Below are 12,860 nucleotides of genomic sequence, written 5' to 3' on the forward strand. Positions count from 1 at the left end.
TGCTCCCGGATGGAAACGGGCCATAGAAAGGTTTCCGAATGCAGTACACCACTCCACTCCGATCTTCCATGTTAATGCTATTTGTACTACTTACAAATGCATCCCTCGCACAGCCGGGCGGCCCCCCACCGCCCCCCCAGGTGACTTTTGTGGTCGTAGAGCCCCGCTCCATGCCGGTCTCCTTCGACTTTGTGGGCGTCACCGAAGCCTCCAAGGTGGTCGAAATTCGCGCCCGCGTCCAGGGCTTTCTGGATTCCCGCGATTTTGAAGAAGGCACCCTGGTGGAGGCGGGCAAGCAGCTCTACAAAATCGATCCGCGTCCCTTCGAGGCGGACCTCGATATTGCCAAAGCGCGCGTGACCCAGGCGGAAGCCCGGGTCAACCTGGCCGAAAAGGAAGTGGCCCGCCTGAAATCCGTATCCGTACCCGGTGCGATAGCCCAGAGCGATCTGGACAAGCAATTGGCCGAGCGGAGCGACGCCGCCGCCGCGCTCAGCCTCGCAAAGGCGCAACTGGCCAAAGCCGAACTGGAGTTGGGCTATACGGTAATTGAAGCCCCCCTCACCGGCTATGTCGGCAAGACACTCAAGGAAATTGGAAGCCTGGTGGATCAGGCGCAAAACGGCCTGTTGACCGTCATCCATCAGGTGGATCCAATCTACGTAAGCTACCAGATGACCGAGCGGGACTACCTTCGCTGGCGTTCCCTTGAAGCGGACGGTTCTTATCAGGTCAACGGCGCCGGGACGCCCTATCTCGAGATCACTCTGCTCGACGGGAGCACCTATCCGGTCCAGGGCACGCTGGATTTCGAAAGCACAACCGTGAACACCGGGATGGGCTCCCTGGAACTGCGCGCCACTTTTGAGAATCCCGACCGGAAGCTCAAGCCGGGGCAATTTGTCCGGGCGCACATGCGCGGGTACCAACGCCCCAACACCATCGCGGTTCCCCAGCGTGCGGTGAGCGAATCCCCCCAGGGCAGCTTCGTGTATGTCCTCAAAGAGGACAACACCGCCGAGTTGCGCATTGTGGAACCCGGATCCTGGAGCGGGGCCGACTGGATTATCGAGTCCGGGCTTTCCGCGGGCGAAAAGGTCATCGTGGACGGCGTCACCAAAGTCCAGCCTGGCACCGCGGTGACCCCGGCTCCGCTGGAATCGGCCGCCGACGCGAAGCCGGAGAACTAGCGCGATGCTGGCCAAATTCTTTATCGACCGGCCCGTATTTGCGGCGGTTATCTCTATCGTGATTACCATCTGCGGCGCGGTGTCCATCCTCTTTCTTCCCGTGGAGCAGTCGCCTGAAATCACCCCCCCCACGGTGGTGATCGAAGCCAACTACCCCGGGGCCGATGCCGAGACCGTCTCCGAATCGATCGCGACACCGATCGAGCAGGAGCTGAGCGGCATCGAAAACCTGATCTACTACCAGTCCACCGCCACCAATACGGGGCGCCTCAGCGTCGTGTGTACCTTTGACATCGGCGCGGATCTTGACATCGCCGCAGTGGAAGTGCAGAACCGGCTCAAACGCGCGGAGCCGCGCCTCCCGCAGGAGGTGATTCGTCAGGGCCTGTCCGTAAACAAGCGCGCGAACAACATCCTGGGTGTGGTCGCGCTCAACGCCGCAGACGGCAAAGTGGACGACCTCTACCTCGCCAACTACGCAACGATCAACCTGCTGGATGCGCTGAAGCGCGTACCCGGTGTGGGCGACGTGCAGGTGTTTGGCGGTAAAGACTATTCGATGCGCATCTGGCTGAACCCGGACGACCTGGCATCGAAAGGTCTCACGATCAGCGACGTGGCCAAGTCGATTCGGGAGCAGAATTCCCTCTTCGCCGCGGGTCGCGTCGGCGCCGCCCCCAACGATGGCGAAGTCGCTTTCACGATCCCCGTCATCACCCAGGGGCGACTCTCCGATCCCGAGGAATACAAGGACATCATCCTGCGCGCGAACGAGGACGGTTCGGTACTGCGTCTGGGCGATGTCGCGCGGGTGGAGTTGGGCTCGCTGAGCTATGACTCCTTCGGGCGTTACAACGCCCAGCCCGCCGTGCCCATTCTCATCTTCCTTCAGCCCGGCGCCAACGCCCTGTCAACGTTGATTGGCGTGAAGGATGCCATGGAGGTGCTCAAGGCGGACTTCCCCGAAGGCGTCACCTACAGTATCCCCTTCGACATCACGCGCTTCATCGACTCGTCCATCTCCGAGGTGGTGAAAACGTTGCTGGAGGCGGCCTTCCTGGTCGTGCTGGTGGTGTTTGTGTTCCTGGGGAGCTGGCGCGCCACCCTTATCCCGCTCCTCGCGGTGCCGGTGTCGATTATCGGAACCTTTCTCGGGATGTACGCCTTCGGATTCTCCATCAACACCCTGACCCTCTTCGGCCTGGTGCTGGCCATCGGTATTGTGGTGGACGACGCCATTCTCGTGGTGGAAAACGTGGAGCGCGTGCTGCACGAGGGCAACCTGTCCCGCCGGGAAGCGACGATTAAAGCGACCCAGCAGATCTTCGGCGCCGTGGTGGCCAGTGTGCTGGTACTTCTCGCCGTCTACCTTCCCGTGGCCTTTCTCAGCGGTCTTACCGGCGCCATGTACCGGCAGTTCGCCATCACCATCTCGGTGTCCGTGGCCATCTCCGGCCTGGTGGCGCTCTCACTCAGCCCCGCGCTTTGCCGTATCATGCTGCGCGCCAACCACCAGAAGTGGGCGCCCTTCCGGGCCTTTGACTGGTGCTTCGACAAGGGCAGACAGGTGTACGTCGTGGTGGTCCGCCAGGCCATCCGCTTCGGCTATATCACCATCGCCCTCTTTATTGGACTGGTCTACCTGACCTACCTGTTGTTCGGGCGCGTCCCCGGTGGCTTCGTGCCCCAGGAAGATCAGGGCTATTTCATTATCGCCGTACAGCTTCCCCAGGGCAGCGCGCTCAACCGGACCGAGGCGGTGGTGAAGGAAATCGAGTCCTTCGTCCTGGAACAACCCGAAGTCGAACACATGGTGGCGCTGGTCGGCCTCGATTTCCTCTCGGGCTTCGTGCCGAACACCAACGGCGCGGTCATGTTCGTGAATCTGAAGAATTGGGAAGACCGGCCCGGACCCGAGCATCACGTGGACAGCCTGGTGGGCCGCATGTTTGGCCGATTCGGCGGCAACAAGGACGCGTTGATTCTCGCCCTGAACCCGCCGGCCATTCGCGGCCTCGGTGTTCGCGCGGGCTTTGAAATGCAGCTCGAAGGCCGCGGCGTGGGCAACGTCGAACAACTCACGGAAGTGTCCCAGGGCTTCATGGCGGCGCTGGGAGCCGACCCGCGTCTCCAGTTCCTGAATTCGACAATCAACATGGGCCAGCCGCGCATTTTTGTGGATGTGGACCGGACCCGCGCCAAGGCGATGGGGCTGCCGATGACGGAGATCTTCGATAGTCTCCAGGCGTATCTGGGGTCGCTCTATGTGAACGACTTCACCAAGTTTGGCCGCGTGTATCGCGTCCAGGTCCAGGCGGAATCCGAGTACCGGCAGAATCCCGATGATATCCGGCGGATCTACGCGCGCAATGATCAGGGCCACATGGTGGAGCTCTCGGGCGTGCTGGATCTGAAGTACAAGGCCGGCCCCAACCTCGTCACTCGCTTCAACAGCTACCCCTCCGTGCAGATTACCGGGGTGCCCGCGCCGGGTTACAGCACCGGCGACGCGATCAAGATCATCGAGGAGCTCGCCGCGCAAAACCTTCCCGACGGCTACGGCTTCTCCTGGAGTGGCGCTTCCTATCAGGAAGTGCGGGCCGGCAACCAGGCGCCTTATGTGCTCGCCTTCGGCCTCGTAATGGTGTTCCTCGTTCTGGCCGCCCAGTATGAGAAGTGGTCGTTGCCGCTGGCGGTGCTGCTGGCCGTGCCCTTCGGGCTGTTCGGCGCCATCTTCGCCGTGTTCATCTTCGGCATGCCGAAAGACATCTACTTCCAGGTCGGCCTGCTCACGCTTGTGGGACTGGCGGCGAAGAATGCGATCCTCATTGTAGAGTTCGCCGCCCACGAACACCGTGAGGGCAAGGGGGTCGTCGAGGCCGCGCTCGAAGCGGCGCGCCTGCGCCTGCGGCCGATCCTGATGACGTCGCTGGCCTTCGTGCTGGGTGTGCTGCCGCTGGCCATCAGCAGCGGCGCGGGCGCGGCGGGCCGTCAGTCCATCGGCATCGGCATCCTCGGCGGCATGATTTCGGCCACCTTCCTGGCCGTGGTCTTCGTGCCCCTCTTCTTCGTGGTCATTCAGGCCGTTACCGACAAGCTCAGCCGCAAATCCGCGGATGCCGAAGAGGCAAGCCCCGCGCAGGAGGCGCACTAATGAGAGTACCCAGTAAAAAGGCCGGCCTGGCGGCGCTACTCGCGCTCCTTGCTTCCGGTTGCATGACCGGGCCCGACTACGCCCGGCCCGAGATCGCCACCCCGGAAGACTGGGTGTCGGAGAAGGCCGGGGGCGTGAGCGCCGCGTCGCGCGACATTTCCGCCTGGTGGACCCAGTTCAACGATCCCGCGCTGGACAGCTTGATTGCCCGTGCGGTTGAAGGCAATTTCGATTTGCGGGCCGCGGCCTCGCGCGTTCGTGAAGCCCGGGCCGCACGGGGTATCGTGGCGGCCAGCCTCCAGCCCAGCGTGAACGCCGGGGCGTCGCTCAAGCGCAGCCAGGGCCCGGAGCAGCAGGTCGACGGCGGCTCGCCGGTGTCCGGCAGCATCGGCTTTGGACCCGGCGGTCTCACCCGCACCATCAACATTCGCGGGCGAAACGTGAGCGTCTCCCATACCGCCTCCGCCGCCGGCGGCACGACCGGATTGACCATCAGCCCGACGGGCGGCGCGCCGGATCGCACGAGTGACCTGTTCTCCCTGGGCTTTGACGCCTCCTGGGAGCTGGATGTCTTCGGCGGGAACCGGCGGGCGGTTGAAGCCGCCGATGCCGATCTGGAGGCCGTGGTGGAGGCGGAGCGGCAAGTACTGGTATCGCTCGTGGCCGAGGTTGCGCTGAATTACATTGATCTGCGCGCCGCACAAAACCGCCTCGACATCACCCAGCGCAACATTCAGGCCCAGTCTGAAACCGTGAAGCTGACCGCCGCGCGCTATGAGGCGGGGCTCAGCAGCGAACTCGACGCCGTTCGCGCCCGATCGTTGCTGGCGGCTTTCGAAGGCCAGGTGCCCTTGCTGGGCCAGCAGGTCGCCAGCGCGATCTATCGCCTTGGTGTGCTTCTCGGCGGAGAGCCTGGCATGCTTCTGGCCGAGCTGGAGACCGCCGCGCCGCTGCCCGCAGTGCCGGCGGAAATCCCCGTCGGGCTGCCCTCCGAATTGCTCAAGCGCCGCCCGGATATCCGCGTGGCCGAGCGCCAGCTAGCCGCGGAGAACGCGCGTATCGGCGTGGCCATGGCGGACCTCTATCCGAAGTTCTACCTGACGGGCGGTGTTTCGGGCCAGAGCAACGTCGTCGGCAGCGCGCTGAACAGCGCCAATCAACTCTGGAGTTTCGGCCCCGGCGTGAGCTGGCCCATTTTCCAGGGCGGGCGCATCCGGGCGAACATCGAAGTGCAAAACGAGCGCCAGGAACAGGCCCTCATTCGATATGAGCAAACCATCATGCAGGCCTTGGCCGACGTGGAGACGGCCCTTGTTGCCTTCTCCTCGGAGCAGGTCTATCGCCGCTCCGTAACGGAGGCCGTCGCGGCCAACCAGCGCGCGGTCGCCCTGGCCAACGAGCGCTACGCCCGCGGCATGGAAGGCTTCCTCAACGCGCTCCAGGCGCAGCGCTCCCTGTTTGAAAGCGAGGACCAGTTGGTCCAGAGCGAGAGTATCATCCTCGCGAACCTGGTATCCCTCTTCAAGTCCCTCGGTGGTGGCTGGGATCCGGCGGCACTGAGCCTCCCGGAAGACCCCGCGCCCATCGAACCCGTGGAGCCCGAGGCGGCACCCTGAGCGCCCGGCCCGAATGATTTCCAAATGCCCCCCGCCTCGTCCGGCACGGATGCCGGCGTGGCGGGGGGACCCCGTGATGGCGCCGGGTTCACCATAGCTCCCGGACGAGGTCCGGAAACGAGGTGAGGGGCTTCCTGTTCTCCAGGCGCCACCGTGTCGTGTAAGTCCCATCCCAATGCGCAGGACCGACGCGCGCTGGCAAGCGCATGCGGCGGACCACAGTTTCTCCACGTCGTGGACCTACAACTTTATGACGACATGATGGAGCAAGAAGTACGCCGATTGCCAGTTCCATCGGAATCGACAAAAAATGCCCGAAAATGGGGATGATCGGGCGTTTCAGCGTGCCGCGGGAGCGGAGGCTGTCCGCAGGCGTGCGTCAATTTTTCTCACCTCTTGCCGCCCCTCGGCACGCCGTGACCACCGGGAGATCCGGCGGCGGCGCATGCCCGACGTGCAAGGGGCTATTTTTCACCCGTCAGGGGCAGTTCGTGGATGGGTGAGGTCAGTTCATCGCCGAGCGTTCTGTAAATGGCCTTGCAACTCAGCGTATGGGTGCCTTCCGTCCAGTCTGGCACGTCCAGCGTGTAGGTTACGGTTGCGGGAAAGGTCGGGATCTGAATCCAGATCAGGGTGGCCAACCCGGTGGTGCCTTGTTGCGGGTCGATGGCGGGTTTGAGATCACCGCTTGTCCCGCCATAGCGCCATGCCTGGGGCAGCGTCGTCTGCAGGGCCAGCGCGGTCACCGGTTCGCTGCCGGTGTAGTTCATTGTCGTCTTTACCGTGACGGTCGCCCCCGGCTTATAGGGACCATTTATTTCCTGTGTTACTGTGAAGGAGGGCGCCTCCGCAATCTTCGCAGCCCCGGTCGCGGCCGACTGCGGCGCGGGAAGGGGCGCCTCGCTTGTCTGCTTCGAGCACCCCCAGAATCCGATCGCCAGTGTGGCTGAAAGGGCGAGCCGCCCCAGAAATCGCGCTGCTGTTCTCATGGTGTTTGCGTCCGTTGTGCTGTAATTGCTCCGAGGGTCTACGGTATCATGCGGCATGCCGCACTTGCACCGTTTCTATCATCCTCAAGGCCATTCCGGCTCCGGAGTCGCCCTGCTCTCTCCCGAAGAATCCCACCATGCCCTGCGCGTACTCCGCGTTCGGACTGGGGACAGCGTCGAACTCTTTGATGGTCAGGGGCGCGCCTGGTCCGCCACGGTCGGGGCGCTTTCCCGTGCGGAAGTCACCGTGGAGGTGGCGGGGGAGTACTTTACCCCCCGTGAACATCCGGGCCTCACCCTGGCCCAGGCCTGGCTCCACCGCGACAAGGTGCTGGATGAACTCGTGCGGGATGCGACCGTCCTCGGCGTGGCGCATATCTGCTTCTACCGCGCCGCCCATTCCGAGAAGTCCCCCCGGTATTCCCCGAAGTGGACCCGCCTCGCCGTCGAAGCCTGCAAGCAATGTGGACGCCGTTGGCTGCCCGAAATCTCCGTGGTACCGTCGCTCGCCGAAGTGCTGGAGGAGAACCCGTCGGCCCGCCTCGCCGTCGCCGCCATGGACGGCCCCCATGTTCCTGTGTCATCCATCGGTCGGGAATCTCCCGTGCTTTACCTCGTGGGCCCCGAAGGTGATTTCAGCGCGGACGAGATGCGCTTGCTGCGCGAGCGCGGGGCGCTGCCACTGAGCCTCGGCCATTACACCCTCCGTTCGGAGGCCGCCGCAACCGTTGGCGTGACCCTCATCCAGCATCAACTCGGCGCCCTGGGTGGAAATCAGGTCTGACGCCTGAAACACGCGCACAACGTTGCCTCAAGTGAAATTCTACTCCAAATGCGCGCTTGTTTTTCGCTTTCCGCCCGGTTACCATGGACTTGATGGCGACGGTCCACGTGGGGATGTGCCATTCACCGAGAATTCCACAAGGCCATTGCAATGGGGTAAGGAGAAATTGGCTCATGGCGGGAGACTGCCTGTTCTGCAAGATCGCGGCGGGGGAAATTCCATCCACGCCGGTCTATTCCGACGACGAGTTCTACGCATTTCGCGACATCAATCCCGGCGCGCCGACCCACTGCCTGATCGTGCCGCGGCGGCACATCGCCCGGATCCATGAGGCCCGCCCCGAGGACGAGGCCCTCCTTGGACGTATGTTCCTTCGGGCCAGCGCGATTGCCCAGGCGGAGGGTATTGCCGAGGCCGGGTATCGCTTCGTGGTCAATTGCAACGAAGATGGCGGTCAAACGGTTTTTCACCTCCATCTCCACATCCTCGGTGGCCGCTCCCTCGCATGGCCGCCCGGATGACCCGCGGCGCCCTCGTCATACCTTATTCAATCGCCTCGTTTTCTGCAGGAGGTTCTCCGATCAGTGCCCCGAGTTATTGACACCAGCACCCAATTTTGCGCCGTTATCGGCAATCCCGTGGGACACTCCCTGTCACCGGCCATCCATAACGCCGCCTTTGCGGCGACCGGACTGAACTTCGTCTATGGCGCCTTTCGCGTCGAAGACGTGGGGGCCTGTCTTGCGGGCATGCGGGCGATGGGTGGTTTTCGGGGACTCAGCGTGACGATACCCCACAAAGTTGCCGCGATGGAGCACGTGGACGAACTGGACGCCATGGCGCGCAGGGTGGGTTGCATCAACACGGTCACCAGCGAGCGAGGGCGACTGTTCGGCAGCGTGACCGATGGCACGGGGACCCTGCGGGCCTTTCGCCAGGCGGGTGTCGATCTAACGGGCAAGCGGATTCTTTTCCTGGGCGCCGGAGGCGCGGTGCGCGCCGTGGCTTTTGCGCTGGCGCTGGAACCGGGCGTGGCGGGCATGACCATCCTCGCCCGCGACGGCGGCAAGGCCGCCGCACTTGCCCACGACCTGGAGAACGCCGGCGGCTGCCCGGTCCGCAGCGGCGATCTCGCCGCCCAGATCGAAGGGGCGATGGCGGATCATGAGATTGTGGTACAGGGCACGCCCGTCGGCATGTATCCCCGGCACGAAGGGGCGATGTGCATTCCCGAGGGCATGTTGCGGCGCTCCCACATTGTGTTTGATATGGTGTACCGCCCGCTGAAGACCACCTTTATCCAGGAAGCCGAGGCGGCGGGTTGCACCGCCATCCTGGGTTCTGAAATGCTGATTCAGCAGGCCGCCCTGCAATTCGAGACCTGGACCGGCGTCCCCGCGCCGATCGAGGTCATGCGCGCTACCCTGCTTGATATACTCAGTGGGGAACCATTCTGAATGATTTGGGAGACGAACGTGTGTGAAACCGCCCCGGGCAAGTTCCGTGGCTAGATCGGGAAACGGAATCGAAATGAAGGTCAAGACATTTATTGCGAAATCCAATCTGGATGGGCTGTCCCAGTGCGACGGCCAAATCAACGCGTGGCTCGAACGGGAGAAGGTGGAAGTTGCGTTTGTACATCAAAGCTGCGGCCAGGAGCGGCATCACGGCCAGAACGCCGACCCCATCGTGGTGACCTCGATCTGGTACAAGGAAGCGGAGTGATCTCTCCATTTTCCCCCGCCGCATTGTGCGGAAGTGGAGTTGCGTGATAGTATACGGGCCGGATTTGCGGTTCCGGATGGCGTACGCCCCGCGGCGCGGCGATCCCGTACCGGCCCTGGGCCTCTGAGGACAAGACCACATGTTGATATCCAAGTACATCACGGAAGATTGCATCGCCACCAAGCTCAAAGCCGGCACCAAGGCGGACGCCCTCAAGGAGTTGACCAATCTCCTTTTTGAAAGCAAAAAGTTGAAGAACGCCGGGCCCGCGCTGGACCAGATCATGGCGCGCGAAGCGACGGAAAGCACGGGTATTGGTCATGGCATTGCCGTCCCCCATGCGCGGGTCTCCGGACTCAAGAGCCTGATCTGTGCCGTCGGGAGGATCCCCGCCGGTCTCGAGTTCCTCGCGGTGGACAAGCATCCCGTTCACCTTATCTTCCTCATCTGCTACCCGCCCTCCCAGCAGACCACCTATCTGAATTTCATCGCGACCATCTCCAAGCTCCTGCGCGACGGAGAGCACATGCAGGCGATTCTCGACGCGGCGGATGAAGCCGAAATTTTCCAGTTGCTGGAGAAGCTCTCGGAATCCCTCATCACCCAGGAAGAGACCTACGAGAGTCAGGTCAAGGCCGATCCCGACCTCTTGACCGCGCAGGACGCCCACGCCGACCTCGTGCTCCTCGCCCGGCTCCAACTGTGCCAGGAAATGTACGAGGCCGCCCGCACCGGCAAGAAGCAAATCAAGCAGCGCATCGAAAATATCCGCGCCATGATCGACCCCCGTATCCTCAAGCACTACGACCGCCTCGCCAAGGGTCGCGCCCCCGCGCTTGTCCCCGTGGAAGGGGATACCTGCCAGGGCTGTTTCATGAAGCTGCCCTCCCAGTATGCCCAGCGTGTCCGCCAGGATACCGACCACATCCACACCTGCAACAACTGCAGCCGTTTCATCTACATCGTATAGAACGTCCGAGGCGTCTGCCTGAGTATTGCAGTCGTTACCGCGGGCAGCGGCCAGGCGAAAGCAACCAGGAGACTTGAACCGATGGACCCGAACACCATTGACCAGTACATCAAGCACGTTGCGCTCTTCAACGGGCTCAACCGTGAAGAAGTGGCCAAAATATTTGCCAAAGGCATGACCATGCATGTCAGCGCCGGGCAGGATATTTTCATTCAGGGCACCGTCGGTAGTCAGATGTATGTGGTGCTGGGCGGAAAACTGGGCGTCTTCGACGGGAACAAGTGCATCGCCGAACTACGCACCGGCGATATGTTCGGGGAGATGGCGCTGGTGAACAAGGAGCCGCGCAGCGCGACGGTCCGTGCGGTGAATGACAGCCGTCTGTTTGTGTTGACCGAAAGCACCTTTGAGCGGTTAATGTCGAAGCGCGTCGCTATTCGGGTGCTGCTTAACATCATCAAGACCCTTAGCCACCGCCTCAAAGAAGCCAACAAGCGCCTCATTAGTTAGTTGCTATTTGTCGGTTATTGTTGGTCCAGGCCCCTCGTTCCACCACCAATGCCCAGGACACCGTACCCCGCAAACTCCGCGCTAAAGCCCCGCACTTTCCTGCCGATAATAGGAACGTACGGATACACCGGAGCTCCATCCTGGGATGGGTAAATGCCGCTCCGGGCGCGGAGAATTCGGATGAGTGGTACCTTCAGCTCAGGTGGATTGATCACCGGTATTGACAGCGCGACCTTGATCGCGCAGTTGATGCAGATTGAGCGCCGTCCCGTCCTTCGCATGGAAGACCGGATTACCGCGCTTGAAGAGCAGCAGACCGCGGTACGGACCCTCCGGACCACCCTCCAGACCCTGCGCAACACGGCGCAGGATTTCCGTTTCAACAATATCTTCAATGCCTTCCAGTCCACCTCGAGCAAGCCGGAAGTCCTCACATCGTCGGTTACGGGCTCCGCGCCGGTCACCGGTTCCTTTGCCATCAACGTGACCCAGCTCGCCACCGCCACCGAGGCGGTGAGCAGCGGAGCCATCGGCGCGCCGATCAACACGGGGGTGGCCCTGAATTCCAGCGGCATCACCACCGAGATCACCGCGGGCAACTTCACCATCAACGGCGTCACCTTCGCGGTTGACCCCACCACCGATACCTTGAGTTCCATCCTGGCGGACATCAACGCCAGCGCCGCGGGCGTTACCGCTTCCTACGATTCCCTGACGGACAAAGTCACCATCGCCAATACGACCTCGGGCGACGCGAGTTTCATCAATTTCGGCGGTACGGATTCCAACACGAGCAACTTTCTCGATGTGATAAATGTCCGGGGCGCCACCCAGGCCGCGGGTGTCGGCGGCTCCACAACCGTGTCGAGCACCCGGAATCTGGGTGCGGTCTCGACCACCGAAGCGTTGAATTCCGCTAATGTAAACGGCACCGTGACCTCGGGTACCTTTTCGGTAAACGGCGTCGCCATCACTATCGATCCCTCCTCCGATACCATCCTTGATGTGATAGGCGCGATCAACGAATCCGAGGCGGGCGTAACGGCCAGCTACGACACGGCAACGGACACCATCCGCGTGGTTTCCAATACCCTCGGCAGCCCCACGATCCGCTTCGGAAGCGCCGGTGATACCAGCAATTTTCTTGATCTGGTCAATCTCGACACGGCGGTGCAGACGGCGGGCGTCGACGCGCAATTCACGGTAAATGGCGGTGCGGTCCAGACCCGCAACACGAATTCGGTGTCCGACGCCATCGGCGGCGTGACCCTGGATCTGTTGTCCGTCGGCACCAGCACGGTCACCATTTCCAGTGACGAGGATGCAATTGTTGAAGATATCCAGAAGTTCGTGGAGGAGTTCAACACCGCCTTGAATGAGGTCCGAAGTCTCGTAGGCCCCGAAGGGGTTTTGCGTGGAGACGGCGGAATACGGTCGATCGAGACCTATCTGGTGGGCACCATATTCTCCCAGGTTTCCGGTCTGACGGGTGACTACCAGAGCATGATCGACCTGGGCATCTCGAGCGGCGAGGACTTCAACAGCGATCTTCCGCTGAACATTACGCTGGATGAAGAAAAATTCCGGGAGGCGCTCAAGTCGGATCGTTCGGGGGTGATCAGCGTATTCGTCAACGATGCCGAAAACGGCATCGCGGACCAGCTTTTCACTTTTCTCGACGACGCCACCAAGACCTCGGGATTCCTGAACGAGCGCTCCAAAGACAATGGCACCATCGATCAGCAAATCCAGAGCACCAACGACCAGATCGACCGGTTGGAAGCCCGGCTTCTGCAGCGTGAGAATCGGCTGCGCCGGCAATTCACCTCGCTGGAGCAGATTTCCGCAGTCTATCAGAATCAGGCCGCGGCCCTCTCCAGACTGGGATCATTCTAGACCCGCCAACGGGCCTTGCCGGGATA

General features: G+C 62.2%; 11 protein-coding genes. 10 read left to right on the plus strand and 1 reads right to left on the minus strand.

The window, feature by feature from the left end:
* Positions 1-149: 149 nt before the first annotated feature.
* Genes JNK74_21490 through JNK74_21500 form a run of 3 tightly spaced genes read left to right on the plus strand, consistent with a single transcriptional unit; the run spans position 150 to position 5,960 of the window.
* Positions 150-1,190, plus strand: coding sequence for an efflux RND transporter periplasmic adaptor subunit (locus JNK74_21490; GenBank protein MBL7648759.1), 1,041 nt, complete (start codon positions 150-152; stop codon positions 1,188-1,190).
* Positions 1,191-1,194: 4 nt separating this feature from the next.
* Positions 1,195-4,344 (plus strand): multidrug efflux RND transporter permease subunit, encoded by a 3,150-nt coding sequence (locus tag JNK74_21495; GenBank protein ID MBL7648760.1) that lies wholly within the window; start codon positions 1,195-1,197, stop codon positions 4,342-4,344.
* Positions 4,344-5,960, plus strand: coding sequence for an efflux transporter outer membrane subunit (locus tag JNK74_21500; GenBank protein MBL7648761.1), 1,617 nt, complete (start codon positions 4,344-4,346; stop codon positions 5,958-5,960). Before JNK74_21495 ends, JNK74_21500 begins: the two co-directional genes overlap by 1 nt.
* A gap of 464 nt (positions 5,961-6,424) precedes the next feature.
* Here the strand turns inward: JNK74_21500 and JNK74_21505 are convergent, their stop codons facing one another.
* Positions 6,425-6,949 carry a hypothetical protein gene (locus JNK74_21505; protein ID MBL7648762.1) on the minus strand — a complete coding sequence of 175 codons (525 nt, stop codon included), beginning with the start codon at positions 6,947-6,949 and terminating at the stop codon, positions 6,425-6,427.
* Positions 6,950-7,004: 55 nt separating this feature from the next.
* On the opposite strand from JNK74_21505, the gene JNK74_21510 reads away from it, so the two are divergent.
* The 7 genes from JNK74_21510 (at position 7,005) to fliD (ending at position 12,834) form a co-directional block, all read left to right on the plus strand.
* Positions 7,005-7,733, plus strand: a complete 729-nt coding sequence (locus JNK74_21510; protein ID MBL7648763.1) for a 16S rRNA (uracil(1498)-N(3))-methyltransferase — start codon at positions 7,005-7,007, stop codon at positions 7,731-7,733.
* 173 nt (positions 7,734-7,906) lie between these two features.
* The gene (locus JNK74_21515; GenBank protein ID MBL7648764.1) at positions 7,907-8,254 is read left to right on the plus strand and encodes a histidine triad nucleotide-binding protein; all 348 of its coding nucleotides are present in this window, start codon (positions 7,907-7,909) and stop codon (positions 8,252-8,254) included.
* Positions 8,255-8,329: 75 nt separating this feature from the next.
* Positions 8,330-9,190: a shikimate dehydrogenase gene (locus tag JNK74_21520; protein MBL7648765.1), complete on the plus strand. Its 861-nt coding sequence runs from the start codon at positions 8,330-8,332 to the stop codon at positions 9,188-9,190.
* Between the two features lie 73 nt (positions 9,191-9,263).
* Positions 9,264-9,458 carry a hypothetical protein gene (locus JNK74_21525; GenBank protein ID MBL7648766.1) on the plus strand — a complete coding sequence of 65 codons (195 nt, stop codon included), beginning with the start codon at positions 9,264-9,266 and terminating at the stop codon, positions 9,456-9,458.
* Between the two features lie 139 nt (positions 9,459-9,597).
* Entirely contained in the window at positions 9,598-10,428 is an 831-nt protein-coding gene (locus tag JNK74_21530) for a PTS sugar transporter subunit IIA (GenBank protein ID MBL7648767.1), read from the plus strand.
* 81 nt (positions 10,429-10,509) lie between these two features.
* Complete coding sequence (locus JNK74_21535; protein ID MBL7648768.1) at positions 10,510-10,938, plus strand: cyclic nucleotide-binding domain-containing protein; 429 nt, start codon at positions 10,510-10,512, stop codon at positions 10,936-10,938.
* Between the two features lie 180 nt (positions 10,939-11,118).
* Positions 11,119-12,834 carry a flagellar filament capping protein FliD gene (gene fliD, locus JNK74_21540; GenBank protein ID MBL7648769.1) on the plus strand — a complete coding sequence of 572 codons (1,716 nt, stop codon included), beginning with the start codon at positions 11,119-11,121 and terminating at the stop codon, positions 12,832-12,834.
* The last annotated feature ends 26 nt before the right edge of the window (positions 12,835-12,860 follow it).

The sequence above is a fragment of the Candidatus Hydrogenedentota bacterium genome, from assembly GCA_016791475.1.
GTDB lineage: Bacteria > Hydrogenedentota > Hydrogenedentia > Hydrogenedentales > JAEUWI01 > JAEUWI01.

What these genes read in the sequence shown, in the direction of transcription:
- JNK74_21495 (MBL7648760.1), top strand. Translation starts at nt 1,195, where the DNA reads ATGCTGGCCAAATTCTTTATCGACCGGCCCGTATTTGCGGCGGTTATC.
- JNK74_21500 (MBL7648761.1), top strand. Translation starts at nt 4,344, where the DNA reads ATGAGAGTACCCAGTAAAAAGGCCGGCCTGGCGGCGCTACTCGCGCTC.
- JNK74_21505 (MBL7648762.1), bottom strand. Translation starts at nt 6,949, where the DNA reads ATGAGAACAGCAGCGCGATTTCTGGGGCGGCTCGCCCTTTCAGCCACA.
- JNK74_21510 (MBL7648763.1), top strand. Translation starts at nt 7,005, where the DNA reads ATGCCGCACTTGCACCGTTTCTATCATCCTCAAGGCCATTCCGGCTCC.
- JNK74_21515 (MBL7648764.1), top strand. Translation starts at nt 7,907, where the DNA reads ATGGCGGGAGACTGCCTGTTCTGCAAGATCGCGGCGGGGGAAATTCCA.
- JNK74_21525 (MBL7648766.1), top strand. Translation starts at nt 9,264, where the DNA reads ATGAAGGTCAAGACATTTATTGCGAAATCCAATCTGGATGGGCTGTCC.
- JNK74_21530 (MBL7648767.1), top strand. Translation starts at nt 9,598, where the DNA reads ATGTTGATATCCAAGTACATCACGGAAGATTGCATCGCCACCAAGCTC.
- JNK74_21535 (MBL7648768.1), top strand. Translation starts at nt 10,510, where the DNA reads ATGGACCCGAACACCATTGACCAGTACATCAAGCACGTTGCGCTCTTC.
- fliD (MBL7648769.1), top strand. Translation starts at nt 11,119, where the DNA reads ATGAGTGGTACCTTCAGCTCAGGTGGATTGATCACCGGTATTGACAGC.